27 protein-coding genes and 1 riboswitch are annotated in these 25,765 nt (G+C 76.8%); of the genes, 8 read left to right on the plus strand and 19 right to left on the minus strand.

Annotated elements, in window-relative coordinates:
• Positions 1-65 precede the first annotated feature (65 nt).
• A complete protein-coding gene (gene rnhA, locus FS882_RS16240) occupies positions 66-533 on the minus strand; it encodes a ribonuclease HI (protein ID WP_158374535.1) in 468 nt (155 codons plus the stop codon).
• A 56-nt stretch (positions 534-589) separates the two neighbouring features.
• On the opposite strand from rnhA, the gene FS882_RS16245 reads away from it, so the two are divergent.
• Both FS882_RS16245 and FS882_RS16250 read left to right on the plus strand, forming a co-directional pair.
• Positions 590-3,181: a DEAD/DEAH box helicase gene (locus FS882_RS16245; protein ID WP_158374538.1), complete on the plus strand. Its 2,592-nt coding sequence runs from the start codon at positions 590-592 to the stop codon at positions 3,179-3,181.
• Positions 3,182-3,296: 115 nt separating this feature from the next.
• Entirely contained in the window at positions 3,297-3,944 is a 648-nt protein-coding gene (locus FS882_RS16250; RefSeq protein ID WP_158374540.1) for a VIT1/CCC1 transporter family protein, read from the plus strand.
• A gap of 110 nt (positions 3,945-4,054) precedes the next feature.
• On the opposite strand, the gene FS882_RS16255 is transcribed toward FS882_RS16250, so the two are convergent.
• Genes FS882_RS16255 through FS882_RS16270 form a run of 4 tightly spaced genes read right to left on the minus strand, consistent with a single transcriptional unit; the run spans position 4,055 to position 7,832 of the window.
• Positions 4,055-4,795, minus strand: coding sequence for an energy-coupling factor transporter transmembrane component T family protein (locus FS882_RS16255; RefSeq protein ID WP_158374542.1), 741 nt, complete (start codon positions 4,793-4,795; stop codon positions 4,055-4,057).
• Complete coding sequence (locus FS882_RS16260) at positions 4,792-6,555, minus strand: ABC transporter ATP-binding protein (protein ID WP_158374544.1); 1,764 nt, start codon at positions 6,553-6,555, stop codon at positions 4,792-4,794. The genes FS882_RS16255 and FS882_RS16260 overlap by 4 nt, the downstream gene beginning before the upstream one ends.
• Positions 6,548-7,177 carry an ECF transporter S component gene (locus FS882_RS16265; RefSeq protein ID WP_262348363.1) on the minus strand — a complete coding sequence of 210 codons (630 nt, stop codon included), beginning with the start codon at positions 7,175-7,177 and terminating at the stop codon, positions 6,548-6,550. Before FS882_RS16265 ends, FS882_RS16260 begins: the two co-directional genes overlap by 8 nt.
• Entirely contained in the window at positions 7,170-7,832 is a 663-nt protein-coding gene (locus tag FS882_RS16270) for a YkoF family thiamine/hydroxymethylpyrimidine-binding protein (protein WP_158374546.1), read from the minus strand. The genes FS882_RS16265 and FS882_RS16270 overlap by 8 nt, the downstream gene beginning before the upstream one ends.
• Positions 7,833-7,888: 56 nt before the next feature.
• A riboswitch (TPP riboswitch) is annotated at positions 7,889-7,997 on the minus strand.
• 45 nt (positions 7,998-8,042) lie between these two features.
• Between FS882_RS16270 and ybaK the strand changes: the two genes are divergently transcribed.
• On the plus strand, positions 8,043-8,540 hold the full coding sequence (ybaK, locus tag FS882_RS16275) for a Cys-tRNA(Pro) deacylase (RefSeq protein WP_158374548.1): 498 nt from the start codon (positions 8,043-8,045) through the stop codon (positions 8,538-8,540).
• A gap of 25 nt (positions 8,541-8,565) precedes the next feature.
• Here ybaK and FS882_RS16280 read toward each other — a convergent pair whose 3' ends face one another.
• Complete coding sequence (locus tag FS882_RS16280; RefSeq protein WP_158374550.1) at positions 8,566-9,384, minus strand: ABC transporter permease; 819 nt, start codon at positions 9,382-9,384, stop codon at positions 8,566-8,568.
• The gene (locus FS882_RS16285; RefSeq protein WP_158374684.1) at positions 9,381-10,373 is read right to left on the minus strand and encodes an ABC transporter ATP-binding protein; all 993 of its coding nucleotides are present in this window, start codon (positions 10,371-10,373) and stop codon (positions 9,381-9,383) included. Before FS882_RS16285 ends, FS882_RS16280 begins: the two co-directional genes overlap by 4 nt.
• A gap of 85 nt (positions 10,374-10,458) precedes the next feature.
• On the opposite strand from FS882_RS16285, the gene FS882_RS16290 reads away from it, so the two are divergent.
• The 4 genes from FS882_RS16290 to FS882_RS16305 are packed head-to-tail and all read left to right on the plus strand — an operon-like array spanning position 10,459 to position 13,044.
• Positions 10,459-11,484 (plus strand): helix-turn-helix transcriptional regulator, encoded by a 1,026-nt coding sequence (locus tag FS882_RS16290; protein ID WP_158374552.1) that lies wholly within the window; start codon positions 10,459-10,461, stop codon positions 11,482-11,484.
• A gap of 50 nt (positions 11,485-11,534) precedes the next feature.
• Positions 11,535-12,308: a YggS family pyridoxal phosphate-dependent enzyme gene (locus FS882_RS16295; RefSeq protein ID WP_158374554.1), complete on the plus strand. Its 774-nt coding sequence runs from the start codon at positions 11,535-11,537 to the stop codon at positions 12,306-12,308.
• Positions 12,305-12,673, plus strand: coding sequence for a YidH family protein (locus tag FS882_RS16300; RefSeq protein ID WP_158374556.1), 369 nt, complete (start codon positions 12,305-12,307; stop codon positions 12,671-12,673). The genes FS882_RS16295 and FS882_RS16300 overlap by 4 nt, the downstream gene beginning before the upstream one ends.
• Positions 12,670-13,044, plus strand: a complete 375-nt coding sequence (locus FS882_RS16305) for a DUF202 domain-containing protein (RefSeq protein WP_158374558.1) — start codon at positions 12,670-12,672, stop codon at positions 13,042-13,044. Before FS882_RS16300 ends, FS882_RS16305 begins: the two co-directional genes overlap by 4 nt.
• Before the next feature lie 65 nt (positions 13,045-13,109).
• Here the strand turns inward: FS882_RS16305 and FS882_RS16310 are convergent, their stop codons facing one another.
• The 12 genes from FS882_RS16310 to FS882_RS16365 form a co-directional block, all read right to left on the minus strand.
• Positions 13,110-13,508, minus strand: coding sequence for a YccF domain-containing protein (locus FS882_RS16310; protein ID WP_154730962.1), 399 nt, complete (start codon positions 13,506-13,508; stop codon positions 13,110-13,112).
• 100 nt (positions 13,509-13,608) lie between these two features.
• Positions 13,609-14,685, minus strand: a complete 1,077-nt coding sequence (locus FS882_RS16315) for a biotin/lipoate A/B protein ligase family protein (RefSeq protein ID WP_158374560.1) — start codon at positions 14,683-14,685, stop codon at positions 13,609-13,611.
• Between the two features lie 10 nt (positions 14,686-14,695).
• Complete coding sequence (gene erm, locus FS882_RS16320; protein WP_158374562.1) at positions 14,696-15,499, minus strand: 23S ribosomal RNA methyltransferase Erm; 804 nt, start codon at positions 15,497-15,499, stop codon at positions 14,696-14,698.
• Positions 15,500-15,717: 218 nt separating this feature from the next.
• Positions 15,718-15,978: a type II toxin-antitoxin system RelE family toxin gene (locus FS882_RS16325; RefSeq protein WP_158374564.1), complete on the minus strand. Its 261-nt coding sequence runs from the start codon at positions 15,976-15,978 to the stop codon at positions 15,718-15,720.
• Positions 15,979-15,982: 4 nt separating this feature from the next.
• Complete coding sequence (locus FS882_RS16330) at positions 15,983-16,255, minus strand: type II toxin-antitoxin system Phd/YefM family antitoxin (RefSeq protein WP_158374566.1); 273 nt, start codon at positions 16,253-16,255, stop codon at positions 15,983-15,985.
• A gap of 122 nt (positions 16,256-16,377) precedes the next feature.
• Positions 16,378-17,256: an NAD(P)-dependent oxidoreductase gene (locus tag FS882_RS16335; protein ID WP_158374568.1), complete on the minus strand. Its 879-nt coding sequence runs from the start codon at positions 17,254-17,256 to the stop codon at positions 16,378-16,380.
• Positions 17,257-17,334: 78 nt separating this feature from the next.
• Complete coding sequence (locus FS882_RS16340; protein WP_158374570.1) at positions 17,335-18,141, minus strand: sensor domain-containing protein; 807 nt, start codon at positions 18,139-18,141, stop codon at positions 17,335-17,337.
• Between the two features lie 39 nt (positions 18,142-18,180).
• Entirely contained in the window at positions 18,181-19,341 is a 1,161-nt protein-coding gene (locus tag FS882_RS16345; protein ID WP_158374572.1) for a glycerate kinase, read from the minus strand.
• A complete protein-coding gene (locus tag FS882_RS16350) occupies positions 19,338-21,020 on the minus strand; it encodes an alpha-amylase family glycosyl hydrolase (RefSeq protein ID WP_158374574.1) in 1,683 nt (560 codons plus the stop codon). Before FS882_RS16350 ends, FS882_RS16345 begins: the two co-directional genes overlap by 4 nt.
• A complete protein-coding gene (locus tag FS882_RS16355; protein ID WP_222848245.1) occupies positions 21,017-22,339 on the minus strand; it encodes a glycoside hydrolase family 36 protein in 1,323 nt (440 codons plus the stop codon). Before FS882_RS16355 ends, FS882_RS16350 begins: the two co-directional genes overlap by 4 nt.
• Positions 22,336-23,430 (minus strand): Gfo/Idh/MocA family protein, encoded by a 1,095-nt coding sequence (locus FS882_RS16360; protein WP_158374576.1) that lies wholly within the window; start codon positions 23,428-23,430, stop codon positions 22,336-22,338. The genes FS882_RS16355 and FS882_RS16360 overlap by 4 nt, the downstream gene beginning before the upstream one ends.
• Positions 23,427-24,494: a zinc-binding dehydrogenase gene (locus FS882_RS16365; RefSeq protein WP_158374577.1), complete on the minus strand. Its 1,068-nt coding sequence runs from the start codon at positions 24,492-24,494 to the stop codon at positions 23,427-23,429. The genes FS882_RS16360 and FS882_RS16365 overlap by 4 nt, the downstream gene beginning before the upstream one ends.
• Before the next feature lie 118 nt (positions 24,495-24,612).
• Between FS882_RS16365 and FS882_RS16370 the strand changes: the two genes are divergently transcribed.
• On the plus strand, positions 24,613-25,755 hold the full coding sequence (locus tag FS882_RS16370) for an ROK family protein (protein WP_262348364.1): 1,143 nt from the start codon (positions 24,613-24,615) through the stop codon (positions 25,753-25,755).
• The last annotated feature ends 10 nt before the right edge of the window (positions 25,756-25,765 follow it).

A 25,765-nucleotide genomic window follows, 5' to 3' on the forward strand; every position in this document is an offset into this window, starting at 1 on the left:
CAGCAGCTGGGTGCGCCCTGTGCGTGGTCGACCGGCTCGCCGCAGGTGCGCGGTGCGCGCGGCCGTCAGCGGGCGCCCGCGCGTACCTCGTCCACGCCCTTGTTCGCCAGCTGGTCCGCGCGCTCGTTGCCGGGGTCGCCGGCGTGGCCCTTGACCCAGTGCCAGGTGATCGCGTGCCGGGCGACCTGCGCGTCGAGGGCCTGCCACAGGTCCTGGTTCTTCACCGGCTTCTTGTCCGCGGTGCGCCAGCCGTTGCGCTTCCAGCCGGCGATCCACTTGGTCACGCCCTGCATGACGTACTGGGAGTCGACGTGCAGGTCGACACGGCACGGCTGGTTCAGGGCACCCAGGCCCTCGATGACCGCCTGCAGCTCCATGCGGTTGTTCGTGGTGACGGCCTCGCCGCCGAACAGCTCGCGCTCGTGCCCGTTCGACCGCAGCAGCGCACCCCAGCCACCGACGCCCGGGTTGCCCTTGCAGGCGCCGTCCGTCCACATCTCGACGGCGGGCGGGGTGGTCGGGGCGTCGCTCATGGTCGCCCACTGTAGGGCGCCCGCCGCGGCCCCGGCCGCCGTGAAAGGATCGCCGGGTGGCAGCCACCCGATCGACCCTGGCCGACCGGGTCCCCGCGAACCCGCAGGACCCCGACGCCCTCTACGAGGCGTTCACCGGGTGGGCGGCCGACCAGGGCCTCGCGCTCTACCCGCACCAGGACGAGGCGCTGCTGGAGCTGGTGACCGGCTCGCACGTCATCCTGTCCACGCCGACCGGTTCCGGGAAGTCGCTGGTCGCCACCGCCGCGCACTTCGTGGCGCTCGCGCAGGGCCGGCGCACGTACTACACCGCCCCGCTCAAGGCGCTCGTGAGCGAGAAGTTCTTCGCGCTGGTCGAGGCGTTCGGCTCTGCCAACGTCGGCATGATGACCGGCGACTCCGCCGTGAACCCGGACGCGCCGATCATCTGCTGCACCGCGGAGATCCTGGCCAACCAGGCGCTGCGCCAGGGCCCGGGCGCGGACATCGGCCAGGTCGTGATGGACGAGTTCCACTTCTACGCGGACCCGCAGCGCGGCTGGGCGTGGCAGGTGCCGCTCCTGGAGCTGCCGCGCGCCCAGTTCCTGCTCATGTCGGCGACCCTCGGCGACGTGTCGTTCTTCGTCGACGACCTCGAGCGGCGCACCGACGTGCCGGTGGCGGTCGTCGCGAACGCGGAGCGGCCCGTCCCGCTGACGTTCTCCTACGAGGTGGAGCCGCTGCACGAGCTGCTGGAGATGCTGGTGCAGACCGGCCGCTCCCCCGTGTACGTCGTGCACTTCACGCAGAAGGAGGCCGTCGAACGCGCGCAGGCGTTGCTGTCGATGACCCTCGCCTCCCGGGAGCAGCGCGACCGGATCGCCGACGAGCTCGGCGACTTCCGGTTCGGCCCGGGCTTCGGCAAGACGCTGTCCCGGCTGCTGCGGCACGGCGTCGGCGTGCACCACGCGGGGATGCTGCCCAAGTACCGCCGGGTGGTCGAGCGGCTAACCCAGAAGGGCCTGCTCCGGGTCGTCTGCGGCACCGACACCCTCGGCGTGGGGATCAACGTGCCGATCCGCACCGTCCTGCTCACCTCGCTGGTGAAGTACGACGGCACCCGGATGCGGCACCTGTCCGCCCGCGAGTTCCACCAGATCGCCGGGCGCGCCGGCCGGGCCGGGTTCGACACGACGGGCGAGGTGTTCGTGCTCGCGCCCGAGCACGTCATCGAGAACCGCAAGGCCCTGCAGAAGGCCGGCGACGACCCGAAGAAGCTCAAGAAGATCGTCCGCAAGCAGGCGCCGCCCGGGATGGTGAACTGGACGGACAAGACGTTCGAGCGCCTGCGGGACGCGGAGCCCGAGCCGCTGACCTCCTCGTTCGGCGTCTCGCACGCGATGGTGCTCAACGTGCTGGCCCGCCCGACGGGCGACCCGGTCGAGACCATGAAGCACCTGCTGCTCGACAACCACGAGCCCGAGGCGGCGAAGGGCCGGCTGGTCCGGCAGGCGATCGCGATCTACCGGTCGCTGCGCACGGCCGGCGTGGTCGAGCGGGTCGTCGAGGACGGCCCCGGCCCGGAGCGGCTGCGCCGCACGGTGCGGCTGACGCTCGACGTACCCCCGACGTTCGCGCTGAACCAGCCGCTGTCGCCGTTCGCGTACGCCGCGCTGGACCTGCTGGACCTGGAGGACCCCGGGTACGCGCACGACGTGGTGTCGGTCATCGAGGCGACGCTGGACGACCCGCGCCAGGTGCTCGCGGCGCAGGAGAACCGCGCCCGCGGGGAGGCCGTGGCGGCGATGAAGGCCGACGGCATCGAGTACGAGGAGCGGATGGCGCTGCTCGAGGACGTGTCGTACCCGAAGCCGCTCGCCGAGCTGCTGGGCGCGTCGTTCCAGATCTACAAGCAGACCAACCCGTGGGTCGCCGACCACGAGCTGTCCCCGAAGTCGGTCGTCCGCGACATGCACGAGCGGGCCGCGACCTTCGCCGAGTACGTGTCGCTCTACCAGCTCGACCGGACCGAGGGCGTGCTGCTGCGCTACCTCGCGGACGCGTTCCGGGCCTTGCGGCAGACCGTGCCCGACGACCTGCGGACCGAGGAGCTGCACGAGATCGTCGAGTGGCTGGGCGACCTGGTGCGGCGCACCGACTCCAGCCTGCTGGACGAGTGGGAGCGGCTCGCGCACCCGGAGGACCTGGACGACGCCACGGTCACCGAGTCCCGGCCGGAGGACGACGCTCCCCCGCCGATCACGGTCAACAAGCGGGTGTTCCGGGCGCTCGTCCGCGGGGCGCTGTTCCGCCGGGTCGACCTCGCCGCGCGCGAGGCGTACCCGGCGCTGGCGGCGCTCGGCGACCAGGACGCCGCGGACCAGCCGTGGACCGCCGACCGGTGGGGCGACGCGCTCGACCCGTTCTACGACGACCACGACGAGATCCTCACCGGCCCGGCCGCGCGCGGGCCGGCGCTGTTCCAGGTCGACGAGCGGCCGGCCGGGCACGGCGAGGCGGGCGCGCGCGGCGACCTGTGGTTCGTGCGGCAGCTGCTCGACGACCCGGCCGGCGACCACGACTGGCGCATCGACGCCCTGGTCGACCTGCCCGCCTCGGACGCCGCCGGCGAGGTCGTGCTCCGGGTGCTCGCGGTGGGGCCGCTCTGACCTGCAAGAACGGCTGGAAGCGTTCCAGATGAGGGCAGGCAAACCTGCGTTTCCGCAGGTCAGGGCAGCCTTTCCTGTGATGACAGGACGTCATCTCGGGCCTACCGTGGCTGCCATGAGCGCCCTGTCGACCCACCTCCTGGACCGTGACCGCACCGCCGACCCGGCGCCCCGGCGCGCCCCCGAGCCGGGCGCCCCGGGCTCCGTCGACCCCGGCCCCGGCGCGGCCGTGCTGCCGACCGCGGAGCGGCTGAACTGGCTGCGCGCCGGCGTGCTCGGCGCGAACGACGGCATCGTCTCCGTCGCCGCGACCGTGGTCGGCGTCGCGGGTGCGGCGACCGGGCTCGCGACCCTCGCGGTCGCCGGCGTCGCCGCCCTGGTCGCGGGCGCGCTGTCGATGGCGGCCGGCGAGTACGTCTCGGTCAGCAGCCAGCGCGACGCCGAGAAGGTGCTCCGCGCGCACGGCGTCCGGGACGCGGAGGAGTCGCTGACCAACCCGTGGCACGCGGCGCTGGCGTCGCTCGTGGCGTTCGTCGTCGGCGGCGTCGTGCCGCTGCTCGCGATGCTCGGCCCGTGGGGCGGCGAGGCGCGCGTGGTGGCGACCTTCGCCGCGGTGGTCGTGGCGCTGGTGGTGACCGGCACGGTGAGCGCCCGCATGGGCGGCGCCCCTGCCGGCCGCGCGGTGCTCCGCAACGTCGTGGGCGGCTCCCTGGCGATGGCGATCACCTACGGCGTCGGCTCCCTGGTCGGCCTGGCGGTCTGAGCCGCTCTGCCCACCCGAGGTCGTCGGTTCCGCCCGAGGTCGTCGGTTCCGCCCGAGGTCGTCGGTTCCGCCGGGGCCTCCGTGGCCGGAACCGACGACGTCGGCAGCCGTCAGAGGCGGGCGGCCAGCAGGAGGACGAGCGCCAGGACGCCGAGCACGCCGGACGCGAGGGCGGCGTCGGCGGGGCCCAGCGGGACCGGGCGCCAGACCGTGCGCGGGCCGGCGGAGAGCCCGCGCGACTCCAGCGCCAGCGCGATCCGCTCGGACGCGCGGATCGACGCGACCAGCAGCGCGAACGCCGACCGGGCGAGGCCGCGCCACCCCTCGTGCGGCCGGCCGTCCCGCCCGAGCGGGGCGCGGACCAGCTGCGCCGCCCGGATCGTCGCCCACTGCCGCGGCAGCCCCGCGAGCATCCGGTGGCCCGCCAGCAGCGCGTACGCATACCGCGGGCTCAGCCGCGCGTGCCGGACGAGGCTCACCATCAGGTCCCGCGGCGGCGTGCTGGCGAGGAACGCGACGGTCGCGACCCCGATCACGCACCCGCGCAGGGCGAGCGCCGCGCCGACCACCAGGCCCTCGTGCGTCACCCGGAACGGCCCGCCGGCGACCAGGACGGCGCCCGGCCGGCTCATCGCGTTGACCAGCAGCACCCCGACGCCGAACGTCCAGAACGGCACCTGGGCGAGCAGCAGCCGCCGGCCGCCCACCCCGGCGCCCCACCGGGCCGCCGCGAGCCCGAGCAGGTACAGCGCCGCGAGCGCGGCCGGGTCCAGCAGGGCGAGGGTCGCGAGCGACACCGCGACGACCAGCAGCAGCTTGACGGTCGGGTTCCGGGCACCGAGCGCCGTCACCGGACCGGCACCCCCGCCGGGTCGGACGCGCCGGCCGGGTCGGACGCGCCGGCCGCGAGCAGGGCGCAGGCGTCCAGCGCGGCGAGCGCGTCGCGCAGCCGGCCCGCGTGGCCGACCACCTCCGCGAGCCGTCGCAGGAGCCGCGACGGCCGCAGCCGCGCGGCGGCGAGGAGGCGCGGCTCCCGCAGCAGCGCGAGCGGGTCCACGTCCCCGACCAGCCCGCGGTCGGCGACGACCAGCACCCGGTCCGCGACCGACGCCACCGCCCGCAGGTCGTGGCAGGTGAGCAGCACGGCCCGCCCGGCGCGCGCCTCGTCCGCGAGCGCCCGCAGCACGACCGTGGTGCCGTGCCGGTCGAGCCCGAACGTCGGCTCGTCCGCCAGCAGGACCGGGCGGTCGTGCACGAGCATCGCGGCCAGGCTCAGCCGGCGCTGCTCGCCGCCGGACAGCCGGTGCGGGTCCCGGTCGGCGAGCGCGGCGAGGCCGAACCGGGCGAGCGCGGCGGCCACCCGGTCGTCCGTGGCGGGGCCGGGCGGCAGCCCGACGGCGACCTCCGCCGCCACGGTGCGCCCCGCGAGCTGGTGCTCGGGGTTCTGCACGACGAGCCCGGGGCGCGTCCCCTCGACGACGCCCGCGAGCGGGGGCAGCACGCCCGCGAGGGTGGCGACGAGCGTGGACTTGCCCGAGCCGTTGGCCCCGACGACCGCGACGACCTCGCCGGCGCGGAGCCGGAGGTCGACGTCGCGGAGCACGGGCTGCGCGGCGGGCCGGCGGCGGGCCGCCCGATCCGCGGGCCGCCGGCCGACCGCCAGACCCCGGGCGGCGAGCAGCACCTCCCCCTGTCCGGCGGCCGGGGCGCGCGACGGCGGCGCCTCCGCGGCCAGCCCCGGCAGCAGGTCGAACGCCCCCGGCTCCTCCACCGCGCCCCCGAGCGCCACCTCGAGCTCGACGTCCTCGGGCAGCCAGCAGCCACGGGCGAGCAGCTCGCGCCCCGCGTCCCGGGCCACCTCGGCCGCGGGACCGTCGTGGGTGACCCGGCCGTCGGCGGACAGCACCACCCACCGGCCGGGCAGCCCGGCCACGCCCGCGTCGCCGGCGAGCGCGTCCAGCCGGTGCTCGACCAGCACGCACGCCGCGCCCGTCGACGCCCGCGCCGCGGCCAGCGCCGCCCGCACCGCCGCGACGCCGTCGGAGTCCAGCATCGACGTCGGCTCGTCGAGCAGCAGGAGCCGGGGGCGGGTCACCACCGCGGCCGCGAGCGCGACCCGCTGCAGCTCCCCGCCGGAGAGCGCGTCCGTGCGCCGGCCCGCCAGGTGCGCGGCGCCTGCGGCCCCGAGCGCCGTCGTCACCGCCGGCCCGATGGCGGCGGGCGGCGTCCCGAGGTTCTCCAGCGGGAACGCGACCTCGTCCTCCACGTCCGCCAGGCAGACCCCGGTCTCGGGGTCCTGCGCGAGCACCCCGACCACGTCCGCGAGCGCCGCGACGCCGTGCTCGGCGACGGACCGGCCCGCGACCTCGACCCGCCCCGAGACCCGCGCGGGCACCGCGTGCGGGACGGCGCCGTGCAGGCACCGCAGCAGCGTCGACTTCCCGGCGCCGGACGGGCCGAGCACGAGCACCTGCTCCCCCGGCGCGAGCCGCAGGTCGACCGGGCCGACGCCCGCGCCGCCGTCCAGCACCGCCTCGAGCCCGGCGACGTCGAGCACGGCCGCCGGGTCGGGCCCCGCCCACGCCGCCGCGACCGCCGCCGGCTCAGCCACGCCGCGCCACGGGCTCGCGCGCGGCGGCTGCCGCGCGCCCGATCGCGAACCCGTCCAGCACCCCGGTGCGGCGCAGGGCGTCCACGACCACCTTGGCCAGCAGCCCGCCGAGGACGACGCCCGAGACGGCCTGCAGCACGAGCCGCAGCACCAGCACGTCCTGCCCGTACCAGCCGAACCGGAACGCCGACCACCCGAACACCAGCGTCGCGCCGAGCAGCCCCGAGGCGGCGAACCGGGCCCAGCCGAACCGCCGGTACCGCCCGAGCGCGAACGGGATCTCGCTGCCGAGGCCCTGGAGCAGCGCGGCGACGACCAGCAGCGGCCCGACCGGCGACCCGAGGAACACCACCTCGACCACGGAGGCCAGCACCTCGGCGAGCACCCCGACGCCGGGCCGCCGGATGATCGCGACCGCGATCGGCGCCACGAGCAGCCAGCCGCCGAGCAGCACGTGCTGCGCGAGGTCGCCCGCCGGCCCCATCAGCACCGCGAGGCCGTTCCACGCCTGGACCAGCGCCCAGTACAGGAACCCGAACACCACCCCGAGGACGACCATGAGCACGATGTCCTTCAGCGCGAGCGGCTCGCGCCGCCCCCTGCCCGGGACGCGCTCAGCCACGGGACCGGGTCGGGCTGTTGAGCGAGAAGGTGACGTGGCTGGTGACGTGCTGGACGCCGCGGCCGACCCGCGCCCACGCGCCGACCACGGTCTCCACGAGCGCGCCCACGTCGCCCTCCAGCCGCGTGACGAAGTGCTCGGAGCCCCGGAACGTCCCGTTGTCCCGCGCCAGGGCGATCGCCGCCTCGATGTCCCGCATGTGGTCGGGCTCCACCCCGGCCCGGACGTCGTCGGCGAGGGGGTAGAGCGCCCACTCGGCCGCGCCGGACCGGCCGGTTCGCCGGCCCGGCGGCAGCGCGACCGCGCGCGGGCCCGCGCCCCCGGGCAGCGCGCACCGCACCTCACCCGGGCAGCCGCGGGACAGGTGCAGCGTGACCGCCGCGTGCTCCCCGGTGGCGGCCACCGCGTCGACCAGGTCCGTCAGGTACCGGAGCAGGTCCGCCTCGTCACCGCCTACGTAGGTGCTCACGTCGCCGGTCTGCACGACCAGGCCGTCCGTGGCCACGGAGCCGAGCACGCCGAGGATCGTCTCGGCGTACCGGTCGGACATCACCGCGACGGTGACGCGGGCACCGACCCCGAACCGGAGCGGGTCGGCCACCAGGTCGGCGGCCTCCGCAGGCCCGGGCGGCGTCGTCGGGGGTGTCGGGATCATGCGTCCTCCTGTGCTGGTCAGCCTCAGCACGGGAGGACGGCGGACGGGTGCCCGGCATCCTGCGAGATGTCGCTCCCTGCGCTGGCATGATCCAGATCAGGTTCTACGGTCGGAGTTCGAGTACTCCCTCTCAGCCCGGCTCACCGGACTCCCGTGCTCACCCGCACGCTAGCAGCACCGCGCCGCGGGGTCGCGCCCTAGGCTGACCCCGTGAGCAGGTCCAAGAACGCGCCGTCCGGGACGCCCGCGCTCGTCGCGCTGGCCGCCGCCGGGGTCCCGCACACCGCGCACGCGTACGACCACGACCCCCGCAGCACGGTCGGCTACGGCCTGGAGGCCGCCGAGGTGCTGGGCATCGACCCGGAGCAGGTCTACAAGACCCTGATGGCGTCGGTGGACGGGACGCTCACGGTCGCGGTGGTGCCCGTCGCGGGGAAGCTCGACCTCAAGGCGCTGGCCCACGCGGTCGGCGGCAAGAAGGCCGTGATGGCCGACCCCGCCGCGGCGGAGCGCGCGACCGGGTACGTCGTCGGCGGCATCTCCCCGCTCGGGCAGAAGACCGCGCACCCGACCGTCGTCGACGAGACCGTCCAGCTGTTCGACACGGTGTTCGTGTCCGGCGGCCGCCGGGGCCTCGACGTCGAGCTGGCCCCGGACGACCTGATCCGGCTCACGTCCGCCACGGTGGCGGACATCGCGCGCGGCTGACCGCCCGCGCGCCACCGCGCCGCCGCTACCGGGCGCTCCGCGCCAGCGTCCGCACCCCCACCAGCAGCCCGAGCGCCGCGGTCAGCACCGCCGCCACCGCGCCCCACGCGACCGTCGCGGACGCCAGGTCCCCGGCGAACAGCGCGCGCTCGGCGTCCACGACGTACCGCAGCGGGTTGAGGTCCGCCGCCACCTGCATCCACCGCGGCCCGGTCTCGAGCGGCAGCAGCATCCCGGACAGGATGAGCAGCGGGAACAGCAGCGTCTGCTGCACGGCCCAGAACATCCAGTCCTGCTTCCGGACGGCGATCGCGAGCGCGTAGGACAGCGACCCGATCCCGACGCCGAAGACCGCGAGCAGCACCAGCCCCAGCAGCGCGCCGGCCGGGCTGAACGAGAACCCGAACGGCAGCATCACCGCCACGACCACCACCGACTGCGCGACGATCGGCACCATCTCCTTCCACGACCGGCCGACGAGCTGCGCCGACCGGGCCAGCGGGGTGACGAGCAGGCGCTCGTGCGCGCCGGTCTGCATCTCGAACAGCAGGTTCGCCCCGGTCGTCGACGTGCCGAACAGGGTCGTCATCACGAGGATCCCGGGCACGAACCAGGCCCAGACGTCCCCGCCCGGCAGCCCGTCCCCGACGGAGCCGGCCAGCAGCGGCCCGAACAGGCCGAGGAACACCACCGGCTGGATGAGCCCGAACACGACGGAGAACGGGTCGCGCACGGTCGGCAGCAGCTCACGGGTCATCACGAGCCAGGCGTCACCCCACCAGGAGCGGGTCGCCTCGCGGGCGGGCAGGGTCTCGGCGGTCGGGGCCGTCGTCGTCGCGGTCATGCCGCCACCTCCACGGGGTCGGTCGAGCGCGCCGCCCCCTCCTCGCGGAGGCTGCGGCCGGTGAGGGTCAGGAAGACGTCGTCGAGCGTGGGCTGGTGGCCCTCGGCCCGGGCGACGGCGAGCCCGCGGGCGCCCGCGGCGGCGAGCACGGCGGGCAGCGCGGTCGGTGCGTCGGCGACGCGGGCGCGCACCTCGACCCCGTCCACCTCGACGTCGCGCGCGCCGGGCGCCCGGGCGGCGACCTCCGCGAGCGCCGGCGCTCCGGCCGGGTCGGCGGCCGCCAGCACGAGCCGGTCCCCCGCGAGCGTGTGCTTGAGCGCCGCGGCGGTGTCGTCCGCGATGACCCGGCCCTCGTCCACGACGACGACCCGCTCGGCCATCTGGTCGGCCTCGTCCAGGTAGTGCGTGGTGAGCACGACCGTCATCGCGTGCCGCTCCCGCAGCCGGAGGATGTGCTCCCACAGGTTGGCGCGGTTGTGCGGGTCGAGGCCCGTGGACGGCTCGTCCAGGAACAGCAGCCGCGGGGCGTGCACCAGCCCGAGCGCGACGTCGAGCCGGCGGCGCTGCCCGCCGGACAGGTCGGACACCTTGCGGCGGGCGAGCGGCTCCAGGTCCAGCTGGTCCATGAGCTCGGCGGCCCGGCGGCGCGCGTCCCGGCGGTCGAGCCCGTAGATGGTGCCCTGCACGACGAGCTCGTCGGCCGCGCGCTGCGCGTGGCCCGCGCCGTTGCCCTGGCCGACGTAGCCGATCCGGCGGCGCACGGTGCCGGGCTCGCGGGCGACGTCCGCCCCGGCGACCTCGGCGGTCCCGGCGGTGGGCGCGATCAGCGTGGTGAGCATCCGGATCGTGGTGGTCTTGCCGGCCCCGTTCGGGCCCAGCACGGCGACGAGCTCCCCCGGCGCGATGTCGAGGTCCAGGCCGCGCACGGCGTGCACCGTCGGCCCCTTGCCCCCGGCGAAGTCCTTGGTCAGTCCCCTGGTGCGGATCATGGCGGGTTCCCCTCTGGTGGTCATGCCCCCACCGTGGCGGGGGTAGGGGTCAGGTCCTGTCCGCTACCCGGAGCAGACTGGGCCCATGACCGCGATCCCCGACCTGGCCGACGCCCCGGCGACGCCGTCGTCGCGGCTGCTCGCCCTGCTGTCCCTGCTGCAGACCCGGCGCGACTGGCCGGGCGACGTGCTCGCGGGCCGGCTCGGGGTCAGCCCGCGCACGGTCCGCCGCGACGTCGACCGGCTGCGCGCCCTCGGCTACCCCGTGCACGCCACCAAGGGCCCCGACGGCGGGTACCGGCTCGCGGCCGGGACGGCGATGCCGCCGCTCATGCTCGACGACGAGCAGGTGGTGGCCCTCACGGTGGCGCTGCAGACCGCCACCACCGGCGTCGACGGGCTGGACGACGCCGCCGCCCGAGCCCTGGCGACGCTCCGCCAGGTGCTGCCCGCGCGGCTGCGGGCGCGGGTCGAGGGGCTCGACCTCACCGCCGTGCGCCGGCCGGCCGGCCCCGCCGAGGAGCACGTGGACACCGAGCGGCTGATGGCGGTCGGGGCCGCGATCCGGGCGCGGGAGGTGCTGCGGTTCGACTACCGGTCCCCCGCCGGCGACGGCGCCGGCGGGCCCCCCGACGGCCCGCCCCGCCGGGTCGAGCCGCACCACCTCGCCACCCGCGGGCGCCGCTGGTACCTGGTGGCCTGGGACCTGGACCGTCGCGACTGGCGCACGTTCCGCGTCGACCGGCTGCACCCGCGCACGCCCACCGGCCCGCGGTTCGAGCGCCGCGACCTACCCGCCGCGGACGTGGCCGCGTACCTCCAGCAGCAGTTCGCCGGGGTGGTCCAGCCGTGCCGCGGCGAGGCCGTGCTGGACGCGCCCGCCTCGCTGGTCGCGCGCTGGGCCGGGCCGGCGGACGTCGTCGAGCCGCTCGACGCCGAGCGGTGCCGGGTCGTCGCCGGGTCGTGGTCCTGGGTCGGGCTCGCCGCGTGGCTGGGGATGTTCGACGTGCCGCTGCGCGTCGTCGGGCCGCCGGAGCTGCGGGCGGCGGCGCGGGAGCTCGCCGGGCGGTACGCGGCCGGAGCGGGCGAGCCGGGGACCGGTCCGGCGTGACCGCCGGTCGCCCGCCGTCCGCCGGGGCGCGAGCGATTAGGGTCGGGCACATGACCACGGGCGTGACCGAGCTGGCGGAGCGGCTGGCGCGCGTCCGCTCCCGGATCGCGGCCGCGGAGTCCGCCGCCGGCCGGCCCGCCGGCTCCGTCCGGCTGCTGCTCGCGACCAAGACCCAGGACGCCGCGACGGTGCGCGCCGCCGTGCTCGCGGACATCGCCGGCGCCGCCAGCACCGCGGGTGCTGCACGCCGGGTGCTGCTCGGCGAGAACCGGGTCCAGGAGCTCGTCGCCAAGGGGCCGGAGCTCGCCGATCTCGGGCCGGAGCTGCACCTGATCGGCCCGCTCCAGTCGAACAAGGTCAACGCGGCCCTGCGCTGGGCCACCTGCGTGCAGAGCGTGGACTCGGCGGCCCTGGCCGACCGGCTCGCGCGCCGGTGCGCCGACGACGACCGGACGCTCGACGTGCTGGTGCAGGTCAACGTCTCGGGCGAGCCGACCAAGCACGGCGCCGCGCCGCAGGACGCCCTCGACGTCGTCCGGGCCGTCGCGGGGCACGACCGGCTGCGGCTGCGCGGCTTCATGACCGTCGGCGCCAACACCCCCGACGAGCGGGCCGTGCGCGCCGGGTACGCCGCGCTGCGGGACCTGCGGGACAAGGTCGCGGGCAGCGGCGAGGCGGGGACCGGCGACGCCGTCGAGCTGTCCATGGGGATGAGCCGCGACCTCGAGGCCGCGGTGGCCGAGGGCGCGACGATCGTCCGGGTCGGGACGGCCGTGTTCGGGGCCCGCCCGGCCCCCGCCCCGGGAACGGCCCCCGCGGCGTGACCACCCCCGACCGCCGGTTCCCCCGGCGCGTCTACGCGCGCGGCACCGAGCCGGACGGCCGGTTCTCGCTCGCGAACGAGCGCACCTTCCTCGCGTGGGTCTGCACGGCGCTCGCCCTGCTGGCGGGCGGCGTCGCGCTGGAGGCGCTGGACCTGCCGGTCGAGCCGCGCCTGCGCCTCGCGGCCGCGGTGCTGCTGATCGCCCTGGGCATCGCCGCACCCGTGCAGGCGTGGGTCGGGTGGGCGCGGGCCGAGCGGGCGCTGCGGGAGCGGCAGCCGCTGCCGGCGCCGGCGTTCAGCGGGCCGCTCGCGGTGGGCGTGGCCCTGGCGGGGGTGCTGGTGCTCCTCGGGCTGCTGCTCCGGTGAGCGCCGCGGCCCCCGCCCCGCCCGGCGCGCAGCCCGAGCGGACCGCGCTCGCGTGGCGCCGCACCGCGCTGTCGGTGGCCGTGGGCTCGCTGGTGGCCGGCCGGGTGCTCGAGCCGTGGGCCGGGCCGGCCGTGTGGGGGCTCACGGTGCTCGGTCTGGCCGGCGCGCTGGCGCTGGACCGGGCCGGGGCGCGCCGCGCCGTCGCCTGGGCCGGGGTCGTGGACGACGCGCACCCCGACCGCGGGCCCGGCACCGCGCCGCCGCCGGGCGCCCCCACCCCGGGCGGCGGGGCGCTCGCGGCGACCGCGCTGGCGGCGGCGGCGCTGGGCGTCGCGGCGCTGGTCGCGGTGCTGCGGCACGCCGCGGGGTGAGGCGCGCCGCGGGGTGAGGCGCGGCGCGGGCGGGGCGACCCGCGCCGCGGTCGGCTCCGACGGGCTCAGTGCCCGTACGCCGCGAACGCCCGGTCGGTCGGCACGATCTCCTTGCCCAGCGGCACGAGCGACACCGGGATCATCTTGAGGTTCGCGATCGCCAGCGGGATGCCGACGATCGTCACCGCCTGGGCGAGCGCGGTCGTCAGGTGCCCGATCACGAGCCACCAGCCGGCGACCAGGATCCAGATGACGTTGCCGATCGTCGACATCGCACCCGCGGTCGGCCGGTCCACGATCGTGCGGCCGAACGGCCACAGCGCGTACGACGCCATGCGGAACGACGCGATGCCGAACGGGATGGTCACGATCAGCACGCAGCAGACGATCCCGGCCACGACGTAGCCGAGCGCGAGCCAGATGCCGCCGAACAGCAGCCAGATGATGTTGAGGAGCGCCTTCACCCGTCCAGCGTGGCAGGCCGCGGCCCGCCGGCGCATCCGGGGTTCCCCCGACCCGACCCTGGTCCTGAGGCGGGCCGGGCCCGGATCGGGGCCGGGTGCGTCACGGCACGCGCGCCGTCCACTCCGGGTTGCCGAACTTCTCCTCGACGAGCTGCTGCGCCCGCTCCAGCTCCTCGGGACGCAGGTCGCCGTCGACGGTGCGGTACCGGGACCGGAAGTGCGCGATGAACGCGTCGATGACCTGCTCGCGCGGCAGCCCCGTCTGGGAACGCACGGGGTCGACCCGCTTGTTCGCGCTGGTGGTGCCCTTGTCGGACAGCTTCTCGCGGCCGATCCGCAGCACCTCGAGCATCTTGTCCGCGTCGATGTCGTAGGCCATCGTCATGTGGTGCAGCACGGCACCGCCGGCCAGGCGCTTCTGCGCCGAGCCCGCGATCTTGCCCGCCGGGGACGCGATGTCGTTCAGCCCGGAGAACGTCGCGGTGACGCCGACGTCCGCGAGCGCGCCGATCACCCAGTCGTCGAGGAACCGGTAGGACTGCTCGAACGACAGGCCGTCGACCAGCGACGCGGGCACCACGAGCGAGAACGTGATGCAGTTGCCGGCCTCCATGAACATGGCGCCGCCGCCGGAGATCCGCCGCACGACCGTGACGTCGTGCTTGGCGACGCCCTCGGGGTCGACCTCGTTCCGCAGCGACTGGAACGAGCCGATGAACACGGCGCGCTCGTCCCACTCCCAGAACCGCAGGGTGGGGCCGCGGCGCCCGGCGGCGAGCTCCTCGGTCAGCACCTGGTCCAGCGCGCCGAGCACGGCGGGCGGCAGGGGGCCGGGGTGGATCAGCTCGAACGTGTGGTCCTGCCAGGACGTCGCGTGGCCGAGCGCGCGCCGCACGGCGATCGCCACCGCCTCGGGCGTGAACCCGACCATCTGCACCGGGGCGTCGAACCGGCCGTCGGCCTCGGCGCGGCGCAGGCCGTCCTCGATCGCAGTCGTCAGGTCGGCGACCCGCGCGTCGGCCGGCCGGCCGCGCAGGGACTCGTCGATGACCGCCAGGGCGGCGTCGGGCTCGAGGAAGAAGTCGCCGCTGACGCTCACCTCGGTGAGCGCACCGCCGGACACCTCCACGTCCGCTGCCACGAGCTTGCCGCCGGGGACCTTGTACTCGCCACGCACGACCTCGATCCTAGGCCCCTGACCGGCGTGCTCGCGGGCGGACGGTGCGCGGCGTCGCGGTGTGCACCGCCCCCCACAGCGCGGCCCACTGCCCCGGGCGCAGATCGCGGGGCAGCGCGCGCGGCGGCACCCCTGCATCGGCCAGCGCCCGCCGGGCGGCGCGGGCGGGCACGCCGGCCGCCCGCGCCAGCACCTGGTCCAGGCCCCGGCCCGCGCCGGTGAACACCGCCGCGACGAACCGCTGGTACTCCGCCCGGTCGGCGGGGTCGACGAGCGGGCGGGCGCGCCGCGCGACGGTGAGCAGCCCGCCGTCCACCGAGGGGCGCGGCCGGAACGCGTCCGCGGGCACCCGGCCGTGCAGCGCGACCTCGAACCACGGGTCGGTCTGCGCGGTGAGCAGGGTGCGTCCGCCGACCCCCGCGCGCTTGCGGGCCACCTCCCACTGGGTCAGCAGCACCGCGTGCCGCCAGCGGCCGTGGTGCAGCAGCCGGCGCAGCAACGGCGTCGTGAGGTGGAACGGGATGTTGCCGACCACCACCGGGCGGTCGAGCGGCACGCGCAGCGCGTCCGCGCACAGCACGGTGGCGCCGGGCGCGCGGACACGCAGCCGGTCGGCGCGCCGCGGATCGACCTCGACCGCGAGCAGGTCGCGGCCGAGCGCGGCGAGCGGCCGGGTCAGCGCGCCGTCGCCCGCCCCGATCTCGAGGACGGGTCCGTCCGTGGCGCCGACCAGGGCGACGACGGCGTCGACGGTCGGGCGGTGGTGCAGGAAGTTCTGGCCGAGCTCGTGCCGGCCGCCGTGGGGGTGTCGCACGGGAGGTGCTCCAGTCGCAGGCAGGACGGAGCACCCGGAGGGGCGGAAGGTGGGTTCGGCCCGGCTCCGGGTGCTCGGGGCATCCGGAGGAGGCGACCGGTCGGACGTCCGGCCGCGCTCAGGCGGCCCAGGGGCGTGCGACGGCCGCGGCGGCCGTGCTGCTCAGCGTTCCCATGCGGGCGACGGTACGGCGCGGCCGGGTGGGCCGCACGGTGTTTTCAGCGGTAGACGTCCGCGCGCGGTCCCATCCGCAGGACGTGCACCTGCTGGTGCTCCTCGTCCACTCGGACGATCACGCGGAAGCCGATCCCGACGTACCCGCTCCGCTCGCCCGCGAGCCGCCCCACGAGCGGCTTGGTGGACCGGTGCGGGTTCTCGGCGAGCCGCTCCCGGCAGAACCGCAGCACGGCGTCCGCCAGCTTCGGCGGAAGCCGGTCGATCGCGCGGACGGCCGGCGGGGCGAACCGGACCTCGTACACGGACTCAGCGGCGCCGGGCCAGCCGGGCCTCGACCTCGTCGAGACCCAGCGTCTCGCCCGCCGCGACCGCGGCGTCCGCCTCCGCCATCTCCTCCGCGTGGTCGCGGTCGGAGAGCCACGCGAGCGTCTCGAGCAGGGTGTCCATGTCGTCGGCCGAGACCAGAACGCCTGCCGGCTTCCCGTGCCGCGTGATCGTCACGGGCTCGTGCGAGGTCTGCACCTCGTCCAGCACGGCGGAGAGGTTCGTCTTCGCCTCGTTCAGGGGAAGGGTCCGCATGGGAGCGAGTCTAGTCGGAAGTATGACCATTTCGGCAGCGAGGGCACCCATGGCGAGGACACTATGGCGCTCCCGCGGCACTCAACGCGCCGGCCGCGGGCCGCTGGGTGGGGGCGACAGCGTCACTCCGCGGGCGAGACGTAGTACGTCGCCGCCATGTCCTCGTCGGTGCGGCCCTGCGCGGCGGCCCGGTCCAGGCGGGCGGAGAACGCCTCGGCCCCGTCCAGCCGCACGCCCCGCTCCCGCGCCGCCGCCACGATCAGCCGCGCGTCCTTGCCCGAGGTCCCCACGGCGAACGCGGCCGGGCTCAGCCGGCCCTCGCGGATCAGGTCGGCCTTCACCCGGAGGAACGGGGTGTCGAGCGGGCCGCCGTCGAGCACCTCGAAGAACCGGTCGGGGTCGACGCCCAGCGCCTCCGCGAGCGCCAGCACCTCGCCGGCGGCGTTCGCGACCGTGATCACCCAGCTGTTCACGACGAGCTTGAGCCGGGTCGCGGAGCCCGCGGCGGCGTCCTCTCCGGTCCAGACGGTGCGCACGCCGATCGCGTCCAGCACCGGTGCGACGACGTCGCGCGCCGCGGCCGGGCCCGCCGCGAGGACGACGAGCGTCCCGGCCTCGGCGGGCTGCCGGGTGCCGGACACGGGCGCCTCGACGAACGTCACGCCGAGCTCGCCCGCGAGCGCCGCGAGCGCCGGGGTGTCGTCCACGCCGACCGTCGTCGACTGCAGCCACACCGCACCCGGGCGCAGACCCGGTGCCGCCTGCCGGATCACCTCGGTCACCGCGGCGCCGTCGTGCAGCATCGTCAGCACGACCTCGGCCCCGTCGGCCGCCTCGGCCGGCGAGCCCGTCACGGTGGCGCCCGCGGCGGCCAGCGGCTCGGCCTTCGCCGCGCTGCGGTTCCACACCCGGACGGCGTGCCCCGCCCGCAGGAGGTTGCGCGCCATCGCCGCGCCCATGATCCCGGTGCCCAGCACCGCCACCGTCCGTGCGTCGCTCATGCGCCCATCCTGGCCCCGGTGACGGGCGCGGGCCCGCGGGGGCCCGGACGCGGGACGGGCCGCGGGGGGACGGTCCGGTCAGCCCAGCCCGGCCAGCGCCCGCTCCGCGCTGCTGCGCGACACGTCGACCAGCGTCGCCGCGTCGGCCGGCTCGGTCGCCGGGTCCACGCCCGACGCGGTGGTCGTCACCAGGGCGTTGCCCGCCAGGGCGGTCACCTCGACCTCCGGGCTCGTGGCGCCCTCGGCGGTGAGCGTGACGCGCCGCACGACGCTCGGCACCGCGCCGTCCTCGGTCTCGGGGGGCTCCGCGGTCCAGGCCCCGCCGTCCGTGCCGGGGTTCGTCTGCTGGTAGGCGGGGCACGCGTCGAGCGTGGTCACGAGGTCGTCGAACGCCGCCCGCGCCGCCGCCGCATCCGGCAGCACGAGCACCGACTGGATCACGGTCACGGCGTCCCCGCTCGCGAACCGGCGCAGGAACACGTCCGGCTCCCGGGCGGTGGTCGTGACCGCGGGCGTGCAGGAGGACGGGTCGACGGTCGACCGCTCGGGCAGACCCCAGCGCACCTCCTCCGCGTCCGTGAGGGACTGCCCGGCGGCCAGGGGCACCGCGGCGGCGAGCTCGTCGTCGGTGAGGAACAGCGCGGGCGCCGACCCGGCGTCGAAGGAGGTCTCGTCGGCGGCCGGCGCCGACGGGGCCGTCGGCGAAGGCCCTGCGGTGCCGGTGCCCGTGGGCGTGGCGGTGACGGCGGGCGCCTCGTCGCGCGGCTGCGGCGCGGGCGCCCAGGGCCGCCAGGCGAGCAGCACGCCCGCGGCGACCGCGAGAACCAGGAGCAGCAGCCAGGGCCACGCGCGGTCCCGGCGGGGCGGCGTCGCGGGCTCCGTCATCGGGACTCTCCTCGGCCGGGTGCGCTGTCCCGCGTCACGCTATTGCGGCGCGCCCCCGGGCGCGACAGGGCGGCGGGCGGCGACCACCAGGTGCGTGACCTGCGCGGCCGTCGCGCTGAGGTGCGCGGCGGTCGTCGCGGGGTCGAGCGCGTCCGCGAGCGGCAGCGGCCGCGGGTGCACCGGCAGCACCGCGTCGAACGGCCCGGTCGGGTCGTCCGCGGCGAGGTCGACGGCGCCCGCGAGCGCGACCACCACGGCGCCCGCCGCCCGCCCCAGGGCCGCCACTCCCGCCGGGGTCTTGCCCCGCGCCGTCTGCGCGTCGACGCGCCCCTCCCCGGTCAGCACCAGGTCCGCGCCCGCGACCGCGTCCGCCAGCCCGACGGCCCGCGCCACGTAGCCGAACCCGGCCTCCCGCCGGGCGCCGAGCGCCAGGAGCGCCGCGCCCAGCCCGCCCGCGGCCCCGGCGCCCGGCCGGTCCGCGACGGGGCGCCCGTGGGCGGCGAGCGCCGCACCCCACGCGGCCAGCCGGTCGTCGAGGTGCGCCACCTGCTCCGGCGTCGCGCCCTTCTGCGGGCCGAACACGTGCGCCGCGCCCGCGCGGCCGTGCAGCGGGCTGTCGACGTCGGTCAGCACGACGAGGTCGACCCCGCCGAGGTCCGGCAGCGCGTCCAGCGTCCCGAACCGCCACAGCGGGTTCGCCCCCGATTCCGCGACCGCCGTGCCGGCGTCGTCCCGCACCCGCGCACCGAGCGCGACGAGGAGCCCGATCCCGCCGTCCGTACACGCCGTGCCGCCGAGGGTGACGACCACCCGGCGCGCCCCGCGGTCGACGGCGTGCCGGACCAGCAGCCCGAGCCCCGCCGACCCGGCGCGCGGCGGCAGGTCCGGACCGACGTCCACCTGGTCGAGCCCGACGCAGGAGGCCGCCTCGACCACGGCCGTCGCGCCGCCGTCGAGCAGCGCGAACCCGGCGTCGACCGGCCGGCCGACCGCGTCGACGACCCGCGCCACCGCCCGGACGCCCTCCGCACCCGCACCCGCGAGCAGCGCGTCCACGGTGCCCTCGCCGCCGTCGGCGACCGGCACCACCCGCACCTGGGCGTCCGGTGCCGCGGCGCGCACGCCCGCGGCGGCCGCCTCCCCGGCGCTCGCGCTGGAGAGGCACCCCTTGAACGCGTCCACCGCGACGACGACCCTCACGGGCGCAGCCACAGGTAGCCGTGCGGTGGCAGCACCGGGTCGGCGTGCCGGGTGCCGGTCAGGACGTCCGTGCCGGCGAACCCGGCGAGCGGCACCTCGTCGGCGGACACGTTGGTGACGGCGACGACCTCGTCCGGAGTGCCCGCAGCGCGCCGGACCACCAGCACCCGTTCGGAGACCACCGTGACGTCCTGCGGCGCGAACGGGTCGAACCCCGGTTGCGAGGCTCGGACGGCGAGCAGATGCCGGAGACCGTCGAACACCTCGCGCCGCCGCCCCGGGCGGCCCAGCGCGTCGACGAGCTCGTCCGCGTCGAGCCTGCCCCGGTTGACCCGGCGCGCGATGCCGGACGACTCCATCGCGTCGAGGTCGCCGCGTGAGCCGAACAGCGAGTGGTAGTAGAGCGCCGGCACCCCGACGAGCGACAGCAGGATGCTGTGCGCGGCGAGGCCCCGGGCCAGCACCTGCGCGTCGTGGTCGGACGCCTCCGGATCGGCGAGCGCGTCGAGGTAGGACACGTTGAGCTCGTACGGCCGCTCCCGGCCGTCCGGGCCCGTCGCCATCGACACCCGGCCGCCGTGGGCGAGCGCGCGCTCCGCGAGCGCCGTCCGGGCGTCGTCGTCCAGCAGCCCCTCGGTGGGGCGCATCCCGACGCCGTCGTGGCTGGCCAGGAAGTTGAACCAGGTGGCGGTGCCGCTCACGACGCCCACGCTAGCGGCCCACCGCCCCAGGGTCGCGGCTCGCCCGGAGACGAACGCGTCGAGCACCAGGGGCGGCAGCGCGAACTGGTAGACCATGTGCGCCTCGTCCGTGCCGTCACCGAAGTACGACACGTTCTCGGCGTGCGGCACATTCGTCTCGGTCAGCAGCAGCGTGCCCGGCGCCAGGTGGTCCAGCAGCGCCCGCCAGACCTTGATCACGGAGTGGGTCTGCGGCAGGTGCAGGCAGGTGGTGCCGGACTCCTTCCACAGGAAGCCGATGGCGTCGAGTCGTACCGTGCTCGCCCCGCGCGCCACGTAGCCCAGCAGTACGTCGGTGAGGTCGAGCAGCACCCGCGGCTCGGCCACGGCGACGTCGACCTGGTCGGCGCCGAACGTGGTCCACGCCTCGACCTTCTCGGACCCGCGGGGGTACCGGTGGTGCAGCGGGGTGGTGCGCGGCCGGACCACCCGGGTGTCGTCGAAGGCCGCGTCCCGCTCGATGAAGTACCCCGCGTAGCGGGGGTCGCCGTCCAGCCAGCCCGTGAACCACTGGCTGGCTGCCGAGACGTGGTTGGCGACGAGGTCGAGCATGACCCGGCGGTCCCCCGCCAGGTCCGCCACGTCCCGCCAGGTGCCGAGCGCGGGGTCGACCTCCCGGTGGTCCACGACGGCGAACCCGTCGTCGGAGGTCCACGGGTAGATCGGCAGCAGGTGGACGTCGGTGATCACGTCGCCCACCTGCTCCCGCAGCACGCGCCGCAGGGTGCGCAGCGGCGCCTCCCCCTCCCGGCGCACCGCGTCGGCGTAGGTGATGAGGTACGCGGTCGACGCGTCGGGCCGCGGGCGGCGGCGCTCGACGAGCCGCCCCGCCCACCGGTCCGCGAGGTCGAGCAGCCCGGCGAGCACCGCCGACGCCGCCGGTCCGTACCCGGGCTCCAGCAGCGGCCGCAGCCGGGCGGCGAGCGCGCCCCGGGTCACCGGGGCACCGCCACGGTGACCACGTCGTCCGCGAACGGCCCGGCCGGCGGCACGTCGGCGAGCAGCCGACGCGCGGCGTCGAGCCCCCAGTCGTCGAGGTCCGCGACGCGGTCGGAGAACGACCGCAGCCCGCCGAACCGGGTCACCACCCGGTGCCACTCCTCCCGCAGGGCGAACCCGGGCCGCAGCACCGCGCAGTCCGGGTCGTTGGCCCAGAACCGCCCGTGCTGCCACGCGCGGGCCTCCAGAGGCGCGCGGCCGCGCAGCCCGGCGGAGCCGTCCTCGGCGCCCTCGTGGAAGGTGTCGGGAGACACCCGCATGGCGTCGACGAGCCCGACGCTCGGCAGCACCGGTGCGCCGCAGCCCACCAGCCGGACGTCGGGGCCGAGCGCCTCGCGCAGCAGGCGGAGCCCGGAGCGGTAGGCCTCGGTGCCGGAGACCGTCGGGTCGTGCCTCTCTCCCGGCACCGCGCCGGCGTACAGGAAGTCGGCCTTGACGTACGTGACGCCCAGGGCGCGCAACCGCTCCGCCTCCTGGGCCAGGAACGACCGCACCCCGGGGTGGGTGAGGTCGAGACCGAGGAGGGTCCGGCCCCAGTTGAACCCGGCCTCGCCCACCAGCCATTCGGGGTGCTCGCGCGCCACCGTGCTGCCGGCCCCGACTCCGAAGGGCGCGAGCCACACGCCGACCTCGCGGCCGGAGTCCCGGATCGCGTCGAGCAGCGGCGGCACGGCCCCGAACGCGGCCCGCGGCGCGAACCGCTCGCCGGTGGGCCCGGTCCAGCCGTCGTCCAGCTGCACGACGTCCACGGGCAGGCCGAGCCGGTCGAGCGCGGCCAGGTTCTCCGCGACGTCCGCCGCGGTGACCTGCTCGAAGTACTGGTACCAGGTGCACCACACCCGCGGGGCCGGCCGGGGCTCGTACCCACCCGCGGCCGCGGCCCAGGACCGCGCGAACGCGTCGAACGCGCCGGGCACGTCCGCCGCCTCGGCGACCGCGACCGGCCCGTCGGCGCGCACGGTGACCCGGTCGCCGTCCACGACGAGGTCGATCGACGGGAGCTCGCCGTCCGGGTCCGTCGCCGCGTACACCCGCAGCGGGTCACCGGTCCCGGGGTCCACGACCGCCAGGCCCTCGCCGCGCAGCACCCCGTCCGGCACCGGTCGGCCGGGCCGCCGGCGCATCTGCTGCTCCACCTCGTGCGCCGGCGGCGCCGGCCGGTCCCGGCCCGGGGTCCACCAGCCGGTCGGGCTCCAGCTCTGCCAGCCCTCGGTGTAGATCCGCGGGCGGTCGACGACCAGCGTCTCGACCGGCCTCATGCCACCGCCCCCGCCGGGGCGGGCGCGGGCGCGGCGAGGTCGAGCGCGAGGTCCCGCGCCGGCACCCCGCTCCGGACGGCCGCGACAGCGGCGGTCCCGAGCCGCACCGAGGCCGCGACGTGCCCGACGCCGTTCTCGGGCTCGCGGTCCTCCGCGACCGCCCGCTGCAGCTCGCCCATCGTCCCGGCGAACCCGTCGACGAACCACTGCCCGTCGAGGGCGTACGACGTCGTGGTGCCGCCGGACTCGAGCTCGACGCGGTCGGAGCCGAGCAGGATGCTGCCGCGGATCGTGCCCCGGGTCCCGTGCACCCAGAACGGGCAGCCGCCGCCGCGGGCGCGCGCGTCGCCGACCACGCGGATCGAGGCGGTCGCCCCGCCCTCGGTCGCGATGTGCACGGACGCCTGCCACGGGTTCCTCGCCGCCACCGGCTGGCCCGGCACCCGCGAGTCGTGCGCCGCGACGGACGACACGCGCGTCCCCTCGAGCCAGCACCTGGTGATGTCGAACCAGTGCACCAGGTAGTCCGTGAGCAGCATGTGGTCGAGGTCGTCGAACGGCGTCCCGGCGATCGGCGGCAGCGGCTTGTCGTGCAGGTGCGTCACGCCGACGACCTCGCCGACGGCCCCGGAGCGGACCAGCAGCGTCGTGAGCCGCCAGGCCGGCGCCCACCGGCCGTTCTGGTTCACCGCGACCCGCAGCCCGCGCTCGGCACCCCGGGCGGTGACCTCCTCGAGCCGGTCCAGGTCCGCCGGGGAGGAGACGACCGGCTTCTGCGCGAGCACGTGCTTGCCCGCGGCCAGGCAGCGCTCGATGAGGTCGACCCGGCCGATCGGCCCGGTGGCGATGTCGACCACCTCCACCCGCGGGTCGGCGAGGAACGCGTCCAGGTCGTCGTGCACGGCGGCGCCCGCGGGCAGCACGTCGGCGAGCGCCCCGGCGACCCCGGGCCGGTCGCAGGCGGCGACCACCGGGACGTCGTACCGGGCGTAGGCCGGCAGGTGCGCGGTGCGGGCGATCTGCCCGCAGCCGAGCAGCCCGACGGCGAGCCGGCGGTCCGGGAAGGCGGGGCGGTGGTCCGGGGCGGTCACCGGGCCACCCCCGAGCCGGCCGGCGCGCCGTCGAACCGCAGCACCGTCTGGAGCACCGCCGGGTCACCCGCGTCGAGCAGCGCGAACGCGTCGGCGACGTCGGCCGCGTCGACCACGTGGGTGACGAGCGCCGCGACGTCGACGTCGCCACGGAGGACGCGGTCCATGAACGTGCGGACGAGGCGCGGCTGGTCCCAGCGGGTCGCCAGCTCGACGGGCACGCCCGAGATCTGCGACGAGACCAGGCGGACGCGGTTGTGGTGGAACTCCTCGCCCAGGCGCAGCGCCGTGGCGTCGCCCTGGTAGAAGCCGGAGGCCGCGACGGTCCCGCCGACCACGACCGACCGGACCGCCTCGTGCAGGGCGGCCGTCGAGCCGGACAGCTCCACCGCCGCGTCCACGCCGCCGCCGGTGAGCGCGCGGACCGCCGCCCCGGCGCCGCCGGGCGCGTCCGCCCGCACGACCTCGGCGGCCCCCGCGCCGCGCGCCGCGGCCAGCCGCTCGGGCAGGGCGTCGACCGCGATCACCCGCGCGCCGGAGAGCACCGCGAGCCGCGTCGTCAGCAGTCCGATCACGCCCTGGCCGAACACGGCCACGTCCTCCCCGAGCCGGGTCCCGGCCGCGAGCACGGCGTTCAGCGCGATCGAGCCCACCCGGGCGAACACGCCGGCCACCGGGTCGGCGTCCGGGGGCAGGACGCGGCCGGCGAGCGCCGCCGCGGGCAGCACCGCCTCGGACCGGTGACCCCAGATGCCGTGCACCCGGTCCCCGACCGCGAGGTCGTGGACGTCGGCGCCGACCTCGACCACCTCGCCGGTCTCGGAGTAGCCCCAGCCGACCACCGGGTAGCGGTGGGTCGGCTCCCCGTCGGTGAACAGCCGCCGCTCGGCGTCCCACGTGCGGGTGAGGTAGGGATTGGTCCCGCGGTAGGCGGTGAGCTCGGTGCCGGCGGAGATGCCGGAGTACCAGGTGCGAACCCGGACGGCGTCCGGTCGCAGCGGTTCGGCGGGGCACGGGACGAGCTCCACGCGGCGCGGGGAGGTGAACTGCACGACTTCGGGCACGACGCTGGTCCTTGTTCGGCGACAGTGGGTCCACGGCCGGCGCCACATCCGTCTAGCGACTAGCCGTATGATGTTCAGCAGTTAAGCACAACGACTTGGCAGAAGGAAGGGCGATCTGGTGGCACCAGGACCCGGCGACGTGCTCGCGATGATCCGCAGCGGGCAGGCCGCGACGCGCGGCGACGTCCTCGAGCTGACGGGCCTGTCCCGGATGACCGTCGCGCAGCGCGTCGACCGGCTGCTGTCCGCCGGCCTCGTCGTGGAGAGCGGGACCGACCGCGCGACCGGCGGCCGCCGACCGCGCCGGCTCGTGTTCAACGACGAGCACGCGCACCTGGCGGCGGTGACGGTCGCGACCCGGCACACCCGCGCCGCGGTCACCGACCTGGCCGGCCGGGTGCTGGCCCGCGGCGAGGTGGACGTCGCCGTGGCGGACGGGCCGGAGCACACCCTCGACCGGGTGCGCGGGCTCGTCGGCGACCTGCTCGGGGAGGCGGGCGTCCGCACCCTCGCCGGGGTGGGCATCAGCGTGCCCGGCCCGGTCGACCCGGCGACCGGCCGGCCGTCGCAGCCGCCGATCATGCCGGGCTGGGACGGCTTCCCCGTGGCCGACGTGCTCGGCGACGCGTTCGGCGCGCCCGTCCTCGTGGCGAACGACGCCGACGCCGAGGCGGTCGGCGAGCACGCGGCCGGGGCCAGGACGCCCTCGCTCTGCTACGTCAAGGTGTCCACCGGCATCGGCGTGGGCGTGGTGCTGGACGGGGCCGTGTACCCCGGCGCCGACGGGGGCGCCGGCGACATCGGGCACGTGAAGATCGCCGGGCACGACGACGCGCCCTGCCAGTGCGGCTCGCACGGCTGCCTCGCGGCCGTCGCCTCGGGCCGGGCGGTGGCCCGCGAGCTGCGGGCGCTCGGGCACGCGACCGCGTCCGGGCGGGACGTCCGCACGCTCCTGGAGCGCGGCGACGCCGACGCCGCCGAGGCCACCCGGGCCGCGGGCCGCACGATCGGCCGGGTGCTGGCGACGGTGGTCTGCCTGCTCAACCCGAGCGCGCTGGTGCTCGGCGGGGACCTGGCGTCCACCGCCCTGCTGTCCGGCGTGCGCGAGACGGTGTACCCGCTGACCCTCCCGCGGGCGACCCGGCACCTGGACATGCGGCTCGCCGCGCTCGGCGAGGACGCCGGCGTCGTCGGCCTGGCGCGGATGCTCGTCGACCGGGAGTACTCGGCGGAGGCGGTCAACCGCCGGTACGCCGGCTGACCGCCCCGCG

Source organism: Cellulosimicrobium cellulans (assembly GCF_007679345.1).
GTDB classification, from domain to species: domain Bacteria; phylum Actinomycetota; class Actinomycetes; order Actinomycetales; family Cellulomonadaceae; genus Cellulomonas; species Cellulomonas cellulans_A.